Source organism: Ignavibacteriales bacterium, from assembly GCA_026390815.1.
Classification (GTDB): domain Bacteria; phylum Bacteroidota; class Ignavibacteria; order Ignavibacteriales; family SURF-24; genus JAPLFH01.
Map to the genome: position 1 here is coordinate 196,216 of JAPLFH010000033.1, position 16,380 is coordinate 212,595.

The window sequence follows — 16,380 nt, forward strand, 5'->3', positions numbered from 1 at the left end:
GTAAAGAAAATAAAAAAGCTCCTTATAAAACTATGCTATAAGGAGCTTTGTTCCAGTAGAAAAAAAATTACGCCGATTTTCTATCAACCTCGTAATAAATTGGTTTTATACCTTCCAGAACGGTATCTCTTGTAACCAAACACTTCTCAACGTTTTCCATTGATGGAAGTTCATACATTATATCAAGAAGAAAATCTTCAACTATTGATCTAAGCGCTCTGGCTCCGGTTTTTCGTTCCATTGCTTTATCAATAATTGATTCAACAGCCAAAGGATCAAATTCCAGTTCAACACCTTCCATCAGAAACAACTTTTTGTATTGTTTTAGGATGGCATTTTTAGGTTCAGTAAGAATGTTTGTAAGAGCGTCCCGCGAAAGTGACTGTAACGGAGCAACTACTGGTAATCGTCCAATAAGCTCGGGGATAAGTCCGTACTTTAATAAATCTTCCGGGTGAACCATACTAATGAAATCATCCTGAGTCATATCGTGGCTGCCGGAAATTTCTGAGCCGAAACCCATTTTGTTTTTGTTTACTCTTGAAGCGATAATATTTTCGATGCCGGCAAAAGCACCACCACAAATAAATAATATATTTTTAGTATTAATGTTTATTAAACTCTGCTCTGGATGTTTTCTGCCACCTTTCGGTGGAACACCAGCAACAGTTCCTTCCAGAATCTTTAACAATGCCTGTTGAACACCTTCGCCGGAAACATCTCTTGTTATTGATGCACTCTCGCTCTTTCTGGAAATCTTATCAATCTCATCAATGTAAACAATTCCTTTTTGAGCTTTTTCCAGATTGTAATCAGCCGATTGAAGCAGTCGGACTAAAATCGTTTCTACATCATCGCCAACATATCCTGCTTCAGTTAGTGTTGTAGCATCGGCAATTGCAAATGGAACATCAAGAATGCGCGCAAGAGTTTGTGCAAGCAAGGTTTTGCCTACACCAGTTGGACCAATTAACAAAATGTTACTTTTCTCTATTTCAACGTCATCCAGTTCAAAAAATGTTGAGCGGGATTGAATTCTTTTATAATGATTATATACTGCAACTGATAAAACTTTTTTCGCTCTTTCCTGGTCAACAACATATTCATCCAAACTTTTTTTAATCATTGCCGGTATAAGCAAATAATCACTTCTGGATTTGCTGTTATATGCCGCAAGATTGTTTTTTAAGATGTCTACGCTTGTGGTTACACAAATATCGCAGATGTACACATCTGGTCCGGCAACCATGCTGGAAACTTCGCTGCCATCTCTTCCACAAAACGAGCATTTAACTGATTTTGGATTCGTTTTTTTGTTCATAAATTATTCATTGATTTGTTTTTTAACAGAGTAATGTTTTCTCGAGCGTCATCAAGATAGAGGCTATTGGGGAAATTTGCAAGTAGATTTTCGTAAGATTCCTGTGCTTTAATATTATCATTAATTCCAAACTGGTATACTTTGCCAAGAAGAAAAAGCGCTTGGTCCGAGTATATGTTTTTTTCTTTTTGTTCGGAAATATTTTTTAACATTGAAACGGATTCCGGAAGTTTATCTAAACCAATTAGCATTTCTGCACTACGTAATGATGACAAATCTTTAATAATTAACAAATTTTGATTGTCTGAAAGCGTGGAATAAATTTCTTTTGCTTCGGCATACTTATCCTGCTGAGTAAGCCGTTCTGCTTTTGCAAATTGAACCAGGCTTAATGAATCATTTTTTGTTGAATTGATTATCAATGATAATTCTATTGCGTCATTTGCATTGTTATCAGAAAGATTTTTAATAACAATGTTCAATAGCTTTGAAGCGGATGAAAAATTGCCGCGCCAGAATTCAATTTTAGCTTGCATTAATTGAGATTGATTTCTGTCTTCACTTGTGGCGCGCGGGGCAGAATTAATTTGATTGAAATAATCGAATGCAGCTTGAAGATTGCTCCGGCTTAATTCAATTGATGCCAGTTGATTATATGACAGGATTGAAAATCTGGAAAGCAGATTAAGTGTTAGAATTTTTTTAAAATATTTTTCTGCTTCTTCAACTTCACCAAATTTTTCAAAATAAATTAGTCCGATTCTATAATATGCTTCAAGCTCTACATCAGAATTTTTATTATTCTGTGTTAACTGCGAATAAGCAGAAATGGCTTCATTGTATTCCGCTGAATTTTTAATCCCCGGCTTAAAGTAAGGTTTCCAATTGGCAGTACCAAAATCATTTTTTTTATCAAGCATTGCTTCAAATGTTTTTGCATATCCAATTTTAGCGTTTGGTGTAAAGGGAGAATTCGGATAATCTGCAATTACTTTATTAAAGGCTTTTGCTGCTTCTTTATAATGCTCAGCTTGGTAAGCTTGCTGGGCAAAGCTGAATATATCGGATCCCCCATTATTACGTTGTGTTTCGATCTCTAAATATTTTTCGTATGCTTTATCAAATTGGTTGTTCTGCATGTAGAGCCAAGCAAGAAGAATTGGGAAGCTGTTATCGTCAGAATCCTTAGCCCATTTTTCTATTGTTTCAATTGTTGGAATTACAGCTTCCGGTTTATTTATGTAGGCAGACATTCTTGATTGAACTACGTTCAACTGCCCCGGTTGTTTTTTAAGTACTGAGCAGAACTCATCGGCAGCCTCTTTATATTGCATCAGAATGGAATAAAGATTTGCAAGCTCATAGGAAATATAAAAAGTATCATCAGAAAGTTTTTTACCTTTTGATAGAATTTCCACTGCTTTGTTAAAGGCTCTTCTTTCTATTGCGAAGTTGGCAATTACTCTGTAGTTAACAGTAGTTGGCGGTGATTGCTCAAGTGCATCATCCCAAATTTTAAAAGCTTTCTCTTCTTCATTTTTTAAGTAGTACGTAGCTCCAAGTAATCCTTTCAGATTTATATCCTGTGGATAGAAATTTAATCGTGATTCAATTAAAGATATTGATTTATCAAATTCTTTAAGCTGATTATAAATGCGGTTAAGCGCATCAAAAAACTGAAAATTATCCGGCTCATTTTTAATCAGGTCTTCATAAATTGTTTTTGCTCTCTGCAGATCACCAGCTTGTTCATAACTTTGTCCGAGCCTGAATCGGTTGAACATATCACCAGTTTGGGCGCTAATGCCGGAAGCAAAAAGTAAGAAGAAAAATATGTCTTTAATTTGTCTATTCACTATTTAAATATATGGAAACGACAAGATGGATTAAAGGGAAAATACTGTCCTGAATTAAAATCGGTTTTAATTGTAATGGATTGATGAATTGGCTAAGTTGCAATTAAAATTTCTGGCATTAGTTAGAATAACTCTGTTAAGCTGAATCGAAATTGGTGAATCATAAATTTATTATAGCGGAATATTTAACAACACATAAAAATTTAATTAATTGAAAATGAAAAAAGCTTGTTTATATTTTTTTATCCTGATTGCAATAACTCAATTTTATAATTTACATGCCCAGGAACGAAATATCATAGATCCATGTGGATTCCCAGATACATCCGATTTTTCCTTTCAGCTCAAAGCGCTTGGCAATTGGGGTTACGGATACGATTCACTAAAGGCGGATTTAAATAGATGGGGTAAAAGACCATTTGTAAAAATAGATTCGATAGGTGCAACGGTACAAAGTAGAACTATGTTTATGCTGACAATTCAGGATACTTCTGCAACAGCTACACCGAGGAAAAGGATTTGGATTCATGCACGAACACATCCGAATGAAGTACAGGGAACTTGGGTTACAAATGAGATTATAAAATTTCTTTTATCGGATTCTTTATTGGGCAAAAGGCTACTTGATAGTTGTGTGTTTAACATTGTTCCAATGTATAATCCAGATGGAGTAGAGTTAGGTAAGGGGAGAGAGAATGCGAATGGAATAGACATAGAAAGTAATTGGGACAAAAATCCATCGCAGGCAGAGGTTCAGGTTTTACGCAATACTTTTATCAAATTAATGGCTCAGCCAAATCCAATTCTTGTAGCATTAAATATGCATTCTTCTTATTCCTGTGAAAGATATTTTGTTTTTCACGATTCCACGGGAACGACAAATGAATTTGCCCGGCAGCAGCGGAAGTTTATTAATCTTGTACGGAATTATTCACCGAATAATTTTCAAACATGGGATTACCTGGTAAGCTGGGTTGGAACTCCTTCAACAAAGTATCCTGAAAGCTGGTTCTGGCAAAATCACCGCGAGAAAGTTCTTGCACTTACTTATGAAGATATGAATTGTACTGAAAACGGAAAGTACAATATAACTGCTGTTGCAATACTTAATGGCATTGCAAATTATTTGGAAGTTGGAAATGTAAATGTTGGAGTTTTTGCATCCAACTTAAAAGCGGAATCGTTTCAATTATCTCAGAACTATCCAAATCCATTCAATTCAATAACAAACATCCAGTTTCATATAAATTCTGAGTCGATAGTTTCATTTAGAATTTATGACATTCTGGGCAGGGAAGTAGCGTTGTTAATCAATGATAGAATGAATCCGGGAAGTTATCAAGTAAAATGGGATGCTGGGACACTTGCGAGTGGAATTTATTTTTGTAAGATGAATGCAGGAGAATTTACAAGGACGATAAAATTAATACTGAACAAGTAAAAGGAATTATAATATTTCGCAAAATTTATTATTTATGGTTCAAGGAGTAGGTTAGATAGTCTTATTTCAATTTATCTTTTTTAGTATTATTATCGAAAGATCATCATGTTGTTTTGCATTTCCAACAAAACGAACAACTGAAGTTAGAATTCTATTTCCTGCTTGTTCGGCAGATAAGCCACTAAAATTTTTAAGAATAGCATTTAACCGATTGTTCCCATAAAAAGCACCATATTCATTACAGGCTTCAGTTATACCATCTGAATATATTACAAGAAAGTTGTCCTTTTCAATTTCCAATGTCTGCTCTGTAAAATGTGCGTTTACCATAATTCCTAAAGCAGCTGAACCGCGGGATAATTCAATTGTTTCATTTCCTTTAACAATAACAGGTGGAAAATGTCCGGCATTAAAAAATCTTACTTCGCTTGAGTTCCCTTTTACTTCCAGGTAAACTAGAGATGCAAAAATATTTCTTAGTCCATCACGATGAAATATCCGGTTTACTTTTTCTGCCAATTCAGAAAGTGATTTGAAATCTGAAACTACTGCTCTTAAAGTAGCCTGCAATTTAGCCATCAGCAGGGCAGCACTTAATCCTTTACCTGCAACATCGCCCAGCGCAAAGCCAAACCTGTTTTCTTCAAGCTTAATAAAATCAACCAGGTCTCCGCCGACGTCGTTGGCCGATTGTGTATATAGCCAGGCATCCCAGCCTGGAACATCCGGTTTCATTTGGGGTTTAAGCGCATCCTGCACTTTTCTTCCTGCTTCTAATTCGCTTTTGGCGATCAATTTGTCTTTCAATTCAAGCATAATGATAAAAAGAAGAACCAGTGCTCCTAATTCCAAGAAACTATTCGGCTTCTCTGGTCTATTGGCTAATACCATTATTAGTCCTAATATTAACAGAATTCGTCTTGTAGGTGTTAGTTTTAAGAAAAGTTCTTTGAGCAGCCAGCCAACAGAATAAAAAAACCGCTTAAAGCCGTTCATATTCTGCAAACGATTCTTTCGTTCTTCGTGAAGATAAAAATCTTTTAAATCAGAATAATCTTGTTTAACCGATTTTTGAAAATCACCTCTACGGAAATCATCAAGAATTGTATGAACTAAGCGCGGATTATTATTTGAACCCTCTTCTGGCATATATTTCCATTTGTAAATTATTACTGTATTCCGTTTGACGAATGCTTTCTATCTAAGTTCCAACTTATTTAAGTGGTTTTTTATTAATTGTTGAATTCGGATTCACACGAACTAATAATCTTAAATTATAAATTCCTATCCTCTTTTGGGTCTGAAAAGATGTGTGCTCTGTCCATAAAAAACTTCAGCAGATTCCATAATTGTTTCTGATAAAGTTGGATGAGGATGAATTGAAAGTGCAACATCTTTTGCTAATGCAGCCATCTCTATTGCAAGAACTCCTTCGGAAATCATTTCTCCGGCTCCAACTCCGGCTATTGCCATTCCTAAAATTCTTTCAGTTTTAGGATCGATAATCAATTTTGTAACTCCATCATTTCTATCTAAGGTAGTTGCTCTGCCGGAAGCCTGCCACGGAAACCGGGCAACTTTTATCTCTATGTTTTTTTCTTTTGCTTCCGTTTCAGTTAATCCGCACCATGCAATTTCTGGATCGGTAAAGATAACTGCAGGAATAGCGGCTGGTTTGAATTCAACTTTATTACCTGCAATTACTTCTGCTGCCACTCTACCTTCGTGGGATGCTTTATGTGCAAGCATAGGATTTCCAACTACATCACCAATTGCATAAATATTTGGATCTGCGGTTTGAAGCTGTGAATTTACTTTTATAAATCCACGCTGATCAATTTCCACTTTTGTATTTTCTAAACCAATTCCTTTTGCATTTGGCGAACGCCCTACAGAAACCAGAACTTTTTCGAATACCTGTTCCGGTTCTTTAACACCTTCACCATCAAATTTAACTTTTATACCGCCATCAATTTCCTTCATCTCAATTACGCGCGTATTAACCATAATCGATTTCATCTTACGGTCAAGTGATTTTGCTAATATGTTCACTAAATCCCTATCTGCTCCGGGCAGTAAGCCCGGCATCATTTCAACAACTGTAACCTGTGTTCCCAATGCTGAATAAACACTCCCCAGTTCTAAACCAATGTAACCACCTCCAACAACCAACATCGATTTGGGAATATCTTTTAGCGCAAGCGCTCCGGTTGAATCTATAACCCGCTCAGAATCTAAATTAAAAGCCGGTATTTTTGTGGGAACTGACCCAGTAGCAACAATCGCTTTTTCAAATTCTATTTCTTCTGTACCGCCAGCAAGCAGCTCCACGCTTAGTTTGGAAGAATTAATAAAAGCAGCTCTTCCCTGGAGATAATTTATTTTATGTTGCTTGGCTAATTGTCCTGTACCGCCGGTTAATTTATCAACTACACTTTCTTTAAACTTTCGAAGTTTATCTAAGTCAATTTTCGGTTCACCGAATTCGATTCCCCATTTTTTTGCTTCCGCTGCTTCTGTAATTAATTTAGCAATATGAAGCAATGCTTTAGAGGGTATGCATCCGCGGTAAAGACAAACACCACCCGGATATTTTTCTAATTCAATTAATGTTACTTGCATTCCCAAGTCTGCTGCCAGAAATGCTGCGGCATACCCGCCTGGTCCGCCACCAATAATTGCTAATTGAGTTTTTAACGTCATAATTATTTCTCCAAACTTTATTAATTGTACTTGCAAGAGTAAGATTATGATTAAGAGTAAGAAAGTATTTTCATTCTCTTACTCTTAATCTTACTCCCTTCTATTCGTTTAAATAGAGTAAGATTATGATTAAGAGTAAGAAATGAATTCAGGTTTTTCTCATTCGACTATAATCAACCTTCCAATGCCATAAGGAATGGCTGCTGTATCGCACCGATAATCCATCTTAAAAATCGGATGGCATCTGCACCATCTATTATTCTATGATCATATGATAAAGATAATGGAAGCATCTGGCGAGGTTCAAATTTACCATCAATGTAAACCTGTTCTAAGCTGCCGCGCGACACGCCAAGTATTGCAACCTCAGGCGAATTAATTATTGGAGTAAAATATGTTCCACCAATACCGCCTAAGTTTGTAATTGTAAATGTTCCGCCATTCATTTCTTCTAAAGATAATTTCTTGTTTCTTGCTTTTTCCGCGAGTAGATTCATCTCCACAGAAAGCTCGATAATATTTTTTCTGTCGGCATTTTTTATAACAGGAACGAGTAATCCGAATTCGGTATCAACCGCAACTCCAATATTAAAATACTTTTTATAGATGACCGTATTATTAGCTATGTCTATACTTGAGTTAAACTGTGGGAAAGTTTTAAGTGCGGAAGTAATTATTTTAATTAGTACGGCAGTAACCGTTAGCTTGCCGCCTGCATTTTCCACGTGCTTGGAATACATCTTTCGAAGTTTCTCAAGTTCGGTTATATCTGCTTTATCAAATTGTGTAACGTGCGGAATTGTTGCCCATGCAAAACTTAAATGTTCCGCAGTTTTGCGCCGGATGTTACCCATTTCTTTCTTTTCAATCTCACCCCATTTTGAAAAATCCGGTATTTGTTCAGTTATAATACCACCATAAAATTTTTGTTCCGGTTTTGCTTCTTTTTGTCTATTCAGTTCTTGTGAAAAAGCTTTAACATCGTTGATGGATATTCTTCCACCAGGACCGGAGCCAATAACTTTATTTATATCAACTCCAATCTCTCTAGCAAACCTTCTTACAGTTGGGGCAGCAGGAGCTATTTTACTTGGGTCAACTGATGGTTTCTCTTCAATGTAAACTTTTTGTGTACCTGCTTTGGTTTCCGTTTGTACTTTAATTTCTTCGTTTATTGGTGAAAGTGGGTTAACCTCGTTAGCTTTTTCTATAATTATTGAGCCAGCAGTTTCAATAGTTAGAACATCTTGTCCAACTTTTACTTTGTCGCCTGCTTTAATATGAATTTCCTTTACTACTCCGGCAATATCAGAAGGTACTTCCACAGTTGCTTTATCAGTTTCTATTTCCAAAACAACCTGGTCTTTTTCCAGCTTATCACCAACCGCAACTTTCACTGATAGAACATCAGCAGACAAGATGTTCTCACCAAGCTCGGGTAACTTAAATTTTACCAATCCCGCTGTTACTGAAGTTTTAGATCCAGGTTTATTTTCAGTTTCTGTTTTTTTAACAGACTCAATTTTAACATCTTTCTGTTCTTGTTTTTCGCTCTTATCTTCATTTGCAGAATTAACATCTTCCAAAGTAAAAATCACTTGTCCGACTTTTGCTTTGTCGCCTTGCTTTACAAAAACCTCTTTTACAATTCCGGTAACATCAGAAGGGACTTCGATTGTTGCTTTGTCAGTTTCGATTTCAAGAACCACCTGATCTTGCTTAATTTTATCTCCGGCAGAAACAAGAACTTTTAATACATCTGCAGTTGTAATGTTTTCTCCCAGTTCGGGAAGTTTAAAATCTTTCATAGCCTACTCCCAACCCTCTCCCCAAGCCTGCCTGCCGGTAGGCAGGGGAGAGGGAATTAAATATAAAAGGAATATTTTTTTATTTCTTTCACTTAAATCGCAGTTTATCAATTCCGCTTTTTCCTTAAGTCCCCCTTAGGGGGATTTAGGAAGCTATGATTTAATTGGATTTAGTTTATCCGGATTTATTCCCAAATCAATCATTGCTTTTTTAAGAGTTTGCGGCTTTACTTTTTTATCCTTAGCCAGCGAAACCAATGTTGCCCAAACAATATGCTTTGCATCTACTTCAAAGAAGTCTCGCAAACTTGCCCTGTCCTCGCTTAACCCGAATCCAAAAGTACCGAGTGTTACAATTGGTTTAGGTAAATATTTGGAAAGAGAATCTGCCAGTATTTGAACATAATCCGATGCAGAAACAATTACACCCTCCGTTTTGCCGAGTTGTTGTTTAATAAAAGGAATTTTCTGCTCCTGTTCCGGATGAAGCATATTCCACCTTTCTGTTTCCATCGCTTCTGTATGAAGCTGTTTATAGCTTGTTACGCTCCAGACATCAACCGCAATATTATATTTCTCTTCCAAAATCTCCGAAGCTTTTAAAACTTCATTCATTATTGCACCGCTACCTAAAAGATTTGCTTTAGCCAGGTTATCATTCTTGCTCTTAATCTTACTCTCCTTAAAGAGATACAGTCCTTTCAGAATTCCCTCTTTGGCTTCTTTCGGCATTGGAGGCATTGCATAATTTTCATTCATCACAGTTAAGTAATAATAAATATCTTCCTGATCGACATACATTCTTTTTATTCCATCCTGTATAATCACTGCAATTTCATAAGCAAATGCTGGATCATAAGCCATTAAGTTTGGAATTGGATAAGCAAGCAGATGGCTGTTTCCATCCTGATGCTGCAAACCTTCGCCGGCTAAAGTTGTTCTGCCGGCAGTTCCTCCAACTAAAAATCCTTTGCAGCGAATATCTCCGGCTAACCAGGTAAGATCGCCGATCCGCTGGAAACCAAACATTGAATAGTAAATAAAAAATGGAATTGTGTTTATTCCATGAGTGGCGTAAGCAGTTCCTGCAGCAATGAATGACGACATTGAACCCGCTTCATTAATTCCTTCTTCAAGAATTTGTCCGTCGATTGCCTCTTTATAATAAAGCAAACTTTCTTTATCGACCGGATCATATAACTGTCCAACGTGAGAATAAATTCCAACCTGTCGGAATAATGCTTCCATTCCAAATGTGCGTGCTTCATCTGGAACAATAGGAACAACAAAATTACCTATTTCCTTATCCCGAAGAAGTTTTGCAAGAATTCTTACAAACACCATCGTTGTAGAGGCTTCTCGTCCTTCGGTACCAGCATAAAATTCTTCAAACAATTCATCATTTAGTGGTTTGATCGGTTTGGCTTTTACAGTTCGATTTGGTACAAATCCGCCAAGAGCTTTTCGCTTTTCCATTAAGTATTTAATTTCAGCGCTTTCTTTAGATGGTCTGTAAAATGGGGCTTCAGCAACTTCATCATCAGAAATTGGAATTCCAAACCTTGTTCTAAAAATTCTCAATTCGTCTTCGTTAAGCTTTTTTTGTTGGTGAGTAATATTCTTTCCTTCACCGGCTTCACCGAGTCCGTAACCTTTAATTGTTCTGGCAAGAATAACAGTGGGTTGTCCTTTATGTTCAACTGCTGCCTGGAACGCAGTATAAACTTTTTCGGGATCATGTCCGCCTCGCTTCATTTTAGCAATCTGTTCATCAGAAAGATGCTTTACCATTTCTTTAAGCTCTGGATATTTACCCCAGAAATGGTTACGAATATAATCACCATTTTCCACAATATATTTCTGTGATTCACCATCAAGAATTTCATTCATTCTTTTCAACAACCAGCCGCCGTTATCTTTATCAAGGAATGGATCCCACTCACCACCCCAGACTATTTTAATTACATTCCATCCCGCACCACGGAAATTTGCTTCAAGTTCCTGGATGATATTTCCATTACCACGTACCGGTCCATCCAGCCGCTGCAAATTACAGTTAATAACAAATATCAGGTTATCAAGTTTTTCTCTTGAAGCAAGTGAAATTGCACCGAGTGTTTCGGGCTCATCTGTTTCACCATCGCCAAGGAAAGCCCAAACTTTGCCATTGCCTTGCTGCTTTAATCCCCTGTCTTCAAGATAACGGTTAAAACGCGCCTGGTAAATTGATAGAATTGGTCCTAAGCCCATGGACACCGTTGGAAACTGCCAGAAGTCAGGCATAAGCCATGGATGCGGATAAGAAGATAAACCGCCACCTGGGCGAAGTTCTCTTCTGAAGTTTTTCAATTGTTCTTCAGAAATTCTTCCTTCAAGAAAAGCGCGGGCGTAAATACCGGGTGAAGCATGTCCCTGAAAATAAATTTGATCACCACCACTTTGATCATCTTTCCCTTTAAAAAAATGATTAAAACCAATCTCATACAAAGTTGCTGCAGAGGCATAAGTGGAAATATGTCCGCCAATTCCTGGCGATTTGCGATTTGCTCTAACAACCATTGCCATAGCATTCCAGCGGATTAAACTTTTAATTCTTCTTTCAATTTCTCTGCTTCCCGGAAATGGCGGTTGCTTATCTGCAGCAATTGTATTGATGTACGGAGTGTTTGCAGTAAATGGAATTTCAACCCCGTTCTTATGTGCATGAATCTGAAGTTCTTTCAGCAATTGCTGAACTCTTTCCGGACCGTTATGGTATAGGACATAATCTAACGAATCGCGCCATTCTTTGGTTTCTAACTTTTCAAGTTCCTTTCGATCAAAATTATTATCACACATTTTCTAAAAATCCTTAATTCATTAACGAAGTTTGACTTTCTTCTGATTCTAACAAAAAAAAAACCTTTTGCATTCCATTAATTTAGATTTTTTTCTATTCTAACAGTTCAAATTATAATAGATTTACCAAGAAAAAGCAAAATTAAATGCTATCCAACAAATAATTGCAGAAGTATAGCTCCTGTTCACATTGTAAATTATTGCTGGAATTTATCCGGTTATTACAAAATTGAATTGAAATAATTTGTTGTTTTGCTATCTTGAGAATAAAATTTTATTTTAACTTAAGAATTTAATAGAAAATACTTTGTTACCACTTAAACGATTTATAATCGTACTTACTAAATAAATATAGGAGGGAGAAAATATGACAAGGATAATACTTGAGTCTAAGAATTATAATGATGTATTATTGATTAAAGAATTGGCAAATAGATTAAATATCAAAATTGCTATACAGGATTTATCAGAACAAAGCAAAAATATTGACCAACTTTCAGTAAATGCTGATAAAATTATTGCTAAAGGTGTAGATATTTCTAACTTTGGCGACCCAACGGTATGGCAGAGTGAAGTTAGACAGAGTAGAAATTTTAATTTTGATTAATATGAAACTTGTTGACAGCAATATTATTATTTATTCAGCAAAAACTGAATTTGCTTTTATACGAGAGTTATTTAAGGAAGAAAAAATATTTGCTTCAGAAATTTCTCGTCTTGAAGTTATGGGTTATCCGAAGATAACAGAAGAACAAATTTTGTATTTCAGCGCTGTATTTTCGCTAATTACTATAATCCCGGTTAATTCATTTGTAATTGATGAAGCCATTATATTAAGAAGAAAATATAATTTATCAGTTGGTGATGCAATTATTTCTGCAACCGCCTCAATTAAAAACCTTATTCTAATTACCAACAACACAAAGGATTTTGAAAAAGTAAAAGAAATTGAATTGAACAATCCATTGCTTATTGGTTAAATAAACTTATAAATTATTTACAACACCCCGCACTCTCCTGCAAAACTCAAATAAATACTCATAAATTTTTTCTGGATTTTCAAACCTGTTCGGAATTATCAACTTCAATGTTTCTTTCTGCTGGTCAAATTTAATCTCGTTAAAATAATTTTCCAGAATAAATTTCATCAGTGCAGTGAATCTTTCTTTGTAATAATCTTCATTTGCGCCTTTCGGAAGAATTATCAAAATGTTTTTCTGCTGGATAATTATTCTTTCGAACAAAGCAAAGGAGGCATAGTATTTTAGAATTGCAGTTGCCACCAGTCTTTCTACAAAGATCGGAGGTTTTCCAAATCTATCTCTCAATTCATCTGTAATTTCTTTTGCTTCTTCCAGATTCTTTATGGAAAATAAAGCTGTGTAAAAGCTTAATCTATCGGCTTGATCTGGCATGTAAGCTTTAGGAATTCCAATTTCAAAATAAGCATCGATTGTTGGATCGGTTCTCAATTTTGGTTTTGGAAGTTCTTTAAAAACTTCAGCAAATTCCAAGCGCTTTAATTCTTCTACTGCCTCATCCAAAAGTTTTACATACATCTCAAAACCAACTGCATCAATAAAACCGGTTTGTTCTGTTCCCAAAAGATTACCTGCTCCGCGAATTTCCAGATCGCGCATTGAAAGATTAAATCCCGCACCAACATCAGTAAATTCTTCAATCGCCTGAAGTCTTCGTACTGATTTTTTATTTATAGAATCCAGCGAAGGAACAAGAAAATATGCATAAGCCTGCCGATCAGATCTTCCAACTCTGCCGCGTAATTGATGAAGTTCCGCCAGACCAAAACGATCAGCACGGTTAACAATGATTGTGTTAACGTTTGGAATGTCTATTCCTGATTCGATAATTTTTGTACAAAGAAGAACATCATATTTGCGGTTAAGAAAATCATAAATAACATTTTCCAATTGAAGCGGTTTCATCTGTCCATGTGCGATTCCAATTTTTATCTCGGGAATATATTTGTTCAGATAGTCGGCTATTTTATTTATTGATTGCACTCTATCGTGAACAAAGTAAACCTGTCCGGCGCGTTTTAATTCGTTCATTATCCATTCTCTAACTTTTTGAACATCAAAAGTTTGAACCAGAGTATAGATTGGTTGGCGGTTGGGCGGAGGTGTTGCAATGATTGATAGATCTCTTGCACCAAGCAATGAAAGATTAAGAGTTCTTGGAATCGGTGTTGCAGTTAAGGTAAGAGTATCAACATTCACTCTAAAATTTTTCAATTTCTCTTTTGCCATTACTCCAAATCGATGCTCTTCATCTATTATTAAAAGACCGAGATCTTTGAACTGTACATCCTTTGAAAGCAAACGGTGTGTTCCGATGATTACATCAACTTTACCTTCTCCTAATTCTTTTACAACATCTTTTTGTTTTGCTTTACCATGAAATCGCGAAAGTACTTCAACCTTAACCGGGAATTGTGAAAGCCTATCCTTGAATGTATTCAAATGCTGTTCGGCAAGGATTGTAGTTGGTACAAGCAAGGCAGTTTGCTTTCCATCGTTTGCCGCTTTAAAAGCCGCACGAACCGCAATTTCTGTTTTTCCAAATCCAACATCACCGCATACAAGCCGGTCCATGGGACTTTTGGATTCCATATCATTCTTTACTTCGTCACTTACTTTGGATTGATCTGGAGTATCCTCATAGATGAATGAAGCTTCCAACTCTTTTTGCCAGATAGTATCAGCACTAAATGTAAAACCTTGTGATGCTTTTCGTTTGGCATATAGTTGAATAAGTTCGCGTGCAGCTTCTTTTATTTTCTTCTTAACTTTCTTTTTTGTTGAATCCCATTCGCCGCTGCTAAGTGAATTTAATTTTGGTTCTTCACCTTCTTTAGAAGAGAATTTTTTTACAAGATTGAAATAGTTTAGATTGACATAAACAATTCCACCTTCAGCATAGAGAATTTTTATGCTTTCCTGGCTTACTTCACCGATTTTAATTGTTTCAAGTCCAACGTACTGTCCAATTCCAAAATTTTCGTGAACAACAAAATCTCCTTTTTTAATAGAAGCAAAATCTTTTGTTCTTGATTTCTTTTCTCTTTGAATAGAAGAAATTTTTGATCGGTACGGTTTGTTGAAAATCTGGTAATCAGTAAGCACAAGCAATTTTTCGTTACGTAAGATGAATCCCTTTCTTAATGCCAGCGTTTCTATTTTAACTTTTCCAGTTTCAATCAGTTCGGCAAGCTCTTCTTTGTAATCTGCAAGCAAGTCATATAATCGCTTCGATTGAAACTCATTCTCGGATGTAATTATGATTTTATAATCTTTATTTGAAAAATCCTGTAGTGTATTAAACAACCGATCAAAGTTGGAATTTATGGTTGGCGGTTCTGTTATATTCAGATTTATTTTTTCAACTACATCATCAAACGGATTTTCTATCAGCCATCTTGCTCTCTTCTTTAAGAGCGAGCTGAGATCGGTGCTTTCTTTAAGGTTATTCCTTTTTCCATCATCAATTTTAATTTCTGCTGGTTTAATATTGCCAAGCAGTTCTTGTGCAAGTTCAATATCTTCAATTACAATTCCATCAAAAGCCGATGGTAAGACTATTTCGGTTTTTTTGAAAAGAGAATTCAAATCGTACTTATTTGCAATAACCAGTGGATTGTCTAAATAATCAAATATGTCTGAAGTAAAAATTGTTTCCGCATTTTCAAAATTACCTGCAAGTGAAACAACTTCTGTTTTATCTGCGGAGCGCTGACTTTCAGAATCAAAGTGGCGTATCGATTCGATGAAGTCGCCATCAAACTCTATTCTGCAAGGATTCGCTTCGCTATACGACCAAAAATCTACGATGGAACCACGAATTGCATAATCGCCAACTCCTTCAACAAATTTTGTTTTCTGATAATTTAATAGGTTGAGGTATTCTATCAGTTCATCATATGTAATTCCTCCGCCAAGTTGAATTTTAGTTGTTCGATTATCTAATTGATTTTTAGCGGGAAGGGATACTTTTATAATTTCATAAGTCGAAAGCAGAATAAACTTTTTTTTATTACTGATAAGAGTCAACTTTTCCTGGAGCGAATCAATTTTATTATCTTCAACCGATACTAAATAATTACCGCAGCCAAGAAGCTCCAGTTCTACTTTTATTTCATTTACAGTTTGAACATCGGGGAGAAGGAGAAGTATTTGGTCCTCCTTTTCATTGAAAAACTTAACAAGTATTGTTTTTAAGGAACCAGAAAGTGGAGAAATGTAGTTGAGTTTTTCTTTCTTTGAAATCAGTAATTTATTTATTCCTTCGGATGATTCTAATAGTTTTAGCAGGGACATATTCAATCTTTCTTTTTAAAATAAATATACCAAACCACCTCCACCAGGTGGCAAATAAATTATTTGTCTCATTCAA

10 protein-coding genes are annotated in these 16,380 nt (G+C 35.8%); 3 read left to right on the forward strand and 7 right to left on the reverse strand.

Annotated elements, in window-relative coordinates; genetic code table 11:
* Positions 1-67 precede the first annotated feature (67 nt).
* Both clpX and NTX22_10655 read right to left on the reverse strand, forming a co-directional pair.
* Complete coding sequence (clpX, locus tag NTX22_10650; GenBank protein MCX6150974.1) at positions 68-1,321, reverse strand: ATP-dependent Clp protease ATP-binding subunit ClpX; 1,254 nt, start codon at positions 1,319-1,321, stop codon at positions 68-70.
* On the reverse strand, positions 1,318-3,177 hold the full coding sequence (locus tag NTX22_10655; GenBank protein MCX6150975.1) for a tetratricopeptide repeat protein: 1,860 nt from the start codon (positions 3,175-3,177) through the stop codon (positions 1,318-1,320). Before NTX22_10655 ends, clpX begins: the two co-directional genes overlap by 4 nt.
* A gap of 217 nt (positions 3,178-3,394) precedes the next feature.
* Between NTX22_10655 and NTX22_10660 the strand changes: the two genes are divergently transcribed.
* Positions 3,395-4,618 carry a M14 family zinc carboxypeptidase gene (locus tag NTX22_10660; protein ID MCX6150976.1) on the forward strand — a complete coding sequence of 408 codons (1,224 nt, stop codon included), beginning with the start codon at positions 3,395-3,397 and terminating at the stop codon, positions 4,616-4,618.
* 66 nt (positions 4,619-4,684) lie between these two features.
* Here the strand turns inward: NTX22_10660 and NTX22_10665 are convergent, their stop codons facing one another.
* From NTX22_10665 to aceE, 4 genes are all read right to left on the reverse strand, one after another.
* The gene (locus tag NTX22_10665) at positions 4,685-5,767 is read right to left on the reverse strand and encodes a PP2C family protein-serine/threonine phosphatase (GenBank protein MCX6150977.1); all 1,083 of its coding nucleotides are present in this window, start codon (positions 5,765-5,767) and stop codon (positions 4,685-4,687) included.
* Positions 5,768-5,902: 135 nt separating this feature from the next.
* Positions 5,903-7,321: a dihydrolipoyl dehydrogenase gene (gene lpdA, locus NTX22_10670; GenBank protein MCX6150978.1), complete on the reverse strand. Its 1,419-nt coding sequence runs from the start codon at positions 7,319-7,321 to the stop codon at positions 5,903-5,905.
* Between the two features lie 173 nt (positions 7,322-7,494).
* A complete protein-coding gene (locus NTX22_10675) occupies positions 7,495-9,129 on the reverse strand; it encodes a 2-oxo acid dehydrogenase subunit E2 (protein ID MCX6150979.1) in 1,635 nt (544 codons plus the stop codon).
* A 153-nt stretch (positions 9,130-9,282) separates the two neighbouring features.
* The gene (gene aceE / locus NTX22_10680; GenBank protein ID MCX6150980.1) at positions 9,283-11,967 is read right to left on the reverse strand and encodes a pyruvate dehydrogenase (acetyl-transferring), homodimeric type; all 2,685 of its coding nucleotides are present in this window, start codon (positions 11,965-11,967) and stop codon (positions 9,283-9,285) included.
* Between the two features lie 367 nt (positions 11,968-12,334).
* Here aceE and NTX22_10685 point away from each other — a divergent pair, with 367 nt between their 5' ends.
* Positions 12,335-12,574, forward strand: a complete 240-nt coding sequence (locus NTX22_10685) for a hypothetical protein (protein MCX6150981.1) — start codon at positions 12,335-12,337, stop codon at positions 12,572-12,574.
* Between the two features lies 1 nt (position 12,575).
* The gene (locus tag NTX22_10690) at positions 12,576-12,947 is read left to right on the forward strand and encodes a type II toxin-antitoxin system VapC family toxin (protein ID MCX6150982.1); all 372 of its coding nucleotides are present in this window, start codon (positions 12,576-12,578) and stop codon (positions 12,945-12,947) included.
* A 6-nt stretch (positions 12,948-12,953) separates the two neighbouring features.
* On the opposite strand, the gene mfd is transcribed toward NTX22_10690, so the two are convergent.
* Complete coding sequence (gene mfd, locus NTX22_10695) at positions 12,954-16,304, reverse strand: transcription-repair coupling factor (GenBank protein MCX6150983.1); 3,351 nt, start codon at positions 16,302-16,304, stop codon at positions 12,954-12,956.
* Positions 16,305-16,380: the final 76 nt, after the last annotated feature.

Bases quoted from the DNA above. Each gene is read 5' to 3' on its own strand.
- clpX (MCX6150974.1), bottom strand. From the start codon at position 1,321: ATGAACAAAAAAACGAATCCAAAATCAGTTAAATGCTCGTTTTGTGGA.
- NTX22_10660 (MCX6150976.1), top strand. From the start codon at position 3,395: ATGAAAAAAGCTTGTTTATATTTTTTTATCCTGATTGCAATAACTCAA.
- NTX22_10665 (MCX6150977.1), bottom strand. From the start codon at position 5,767: ATGCCAGAAGAGGGTTCAAATAATAATCCGCGCTTAGTTCATACAATT.
- lpdA (MCX6150978.1), bottom strand. From the start codon at position 7,321: ATGACGTTAAAAACTCAATTAGCAATTATTGGTGGCGGACCAGGCGGG.
- NTX22_10675 (MCX6150979.1), bottom strand. From the start codon at position 9,129: ATGAAAGATTTTAAACTTCCCGAACTGGGAGAAAACATTACAACTGCA.
- aceE (MCX6150980.1), bottom strand. From the start codon at position 11,967: ATGTGTGATAATAATTTTGATCGAAAGGAACTTGAAAAGTTAGAAACC.
- NTX22_10685 (MCX6150981.1), top strand. From the start codon at position 12,335: ATGACAAGGATAATACTTGAGTCTAAGAATTATAATGATGTATTATTG.
- NTX22_10690 (MCX6150982.1), top strand. From the start codon at position 12,576: ATGAAACTTGTTGACAGCAATATTATTATTTATTCAGCAAAAACTGAA.
- mfd (MCX6150983.1), bottom strand. From the start codon at position 16,304: ATGTCCCTGCTAAAACTATTAGAATCATCCGAAGGAATAAATAAATTA.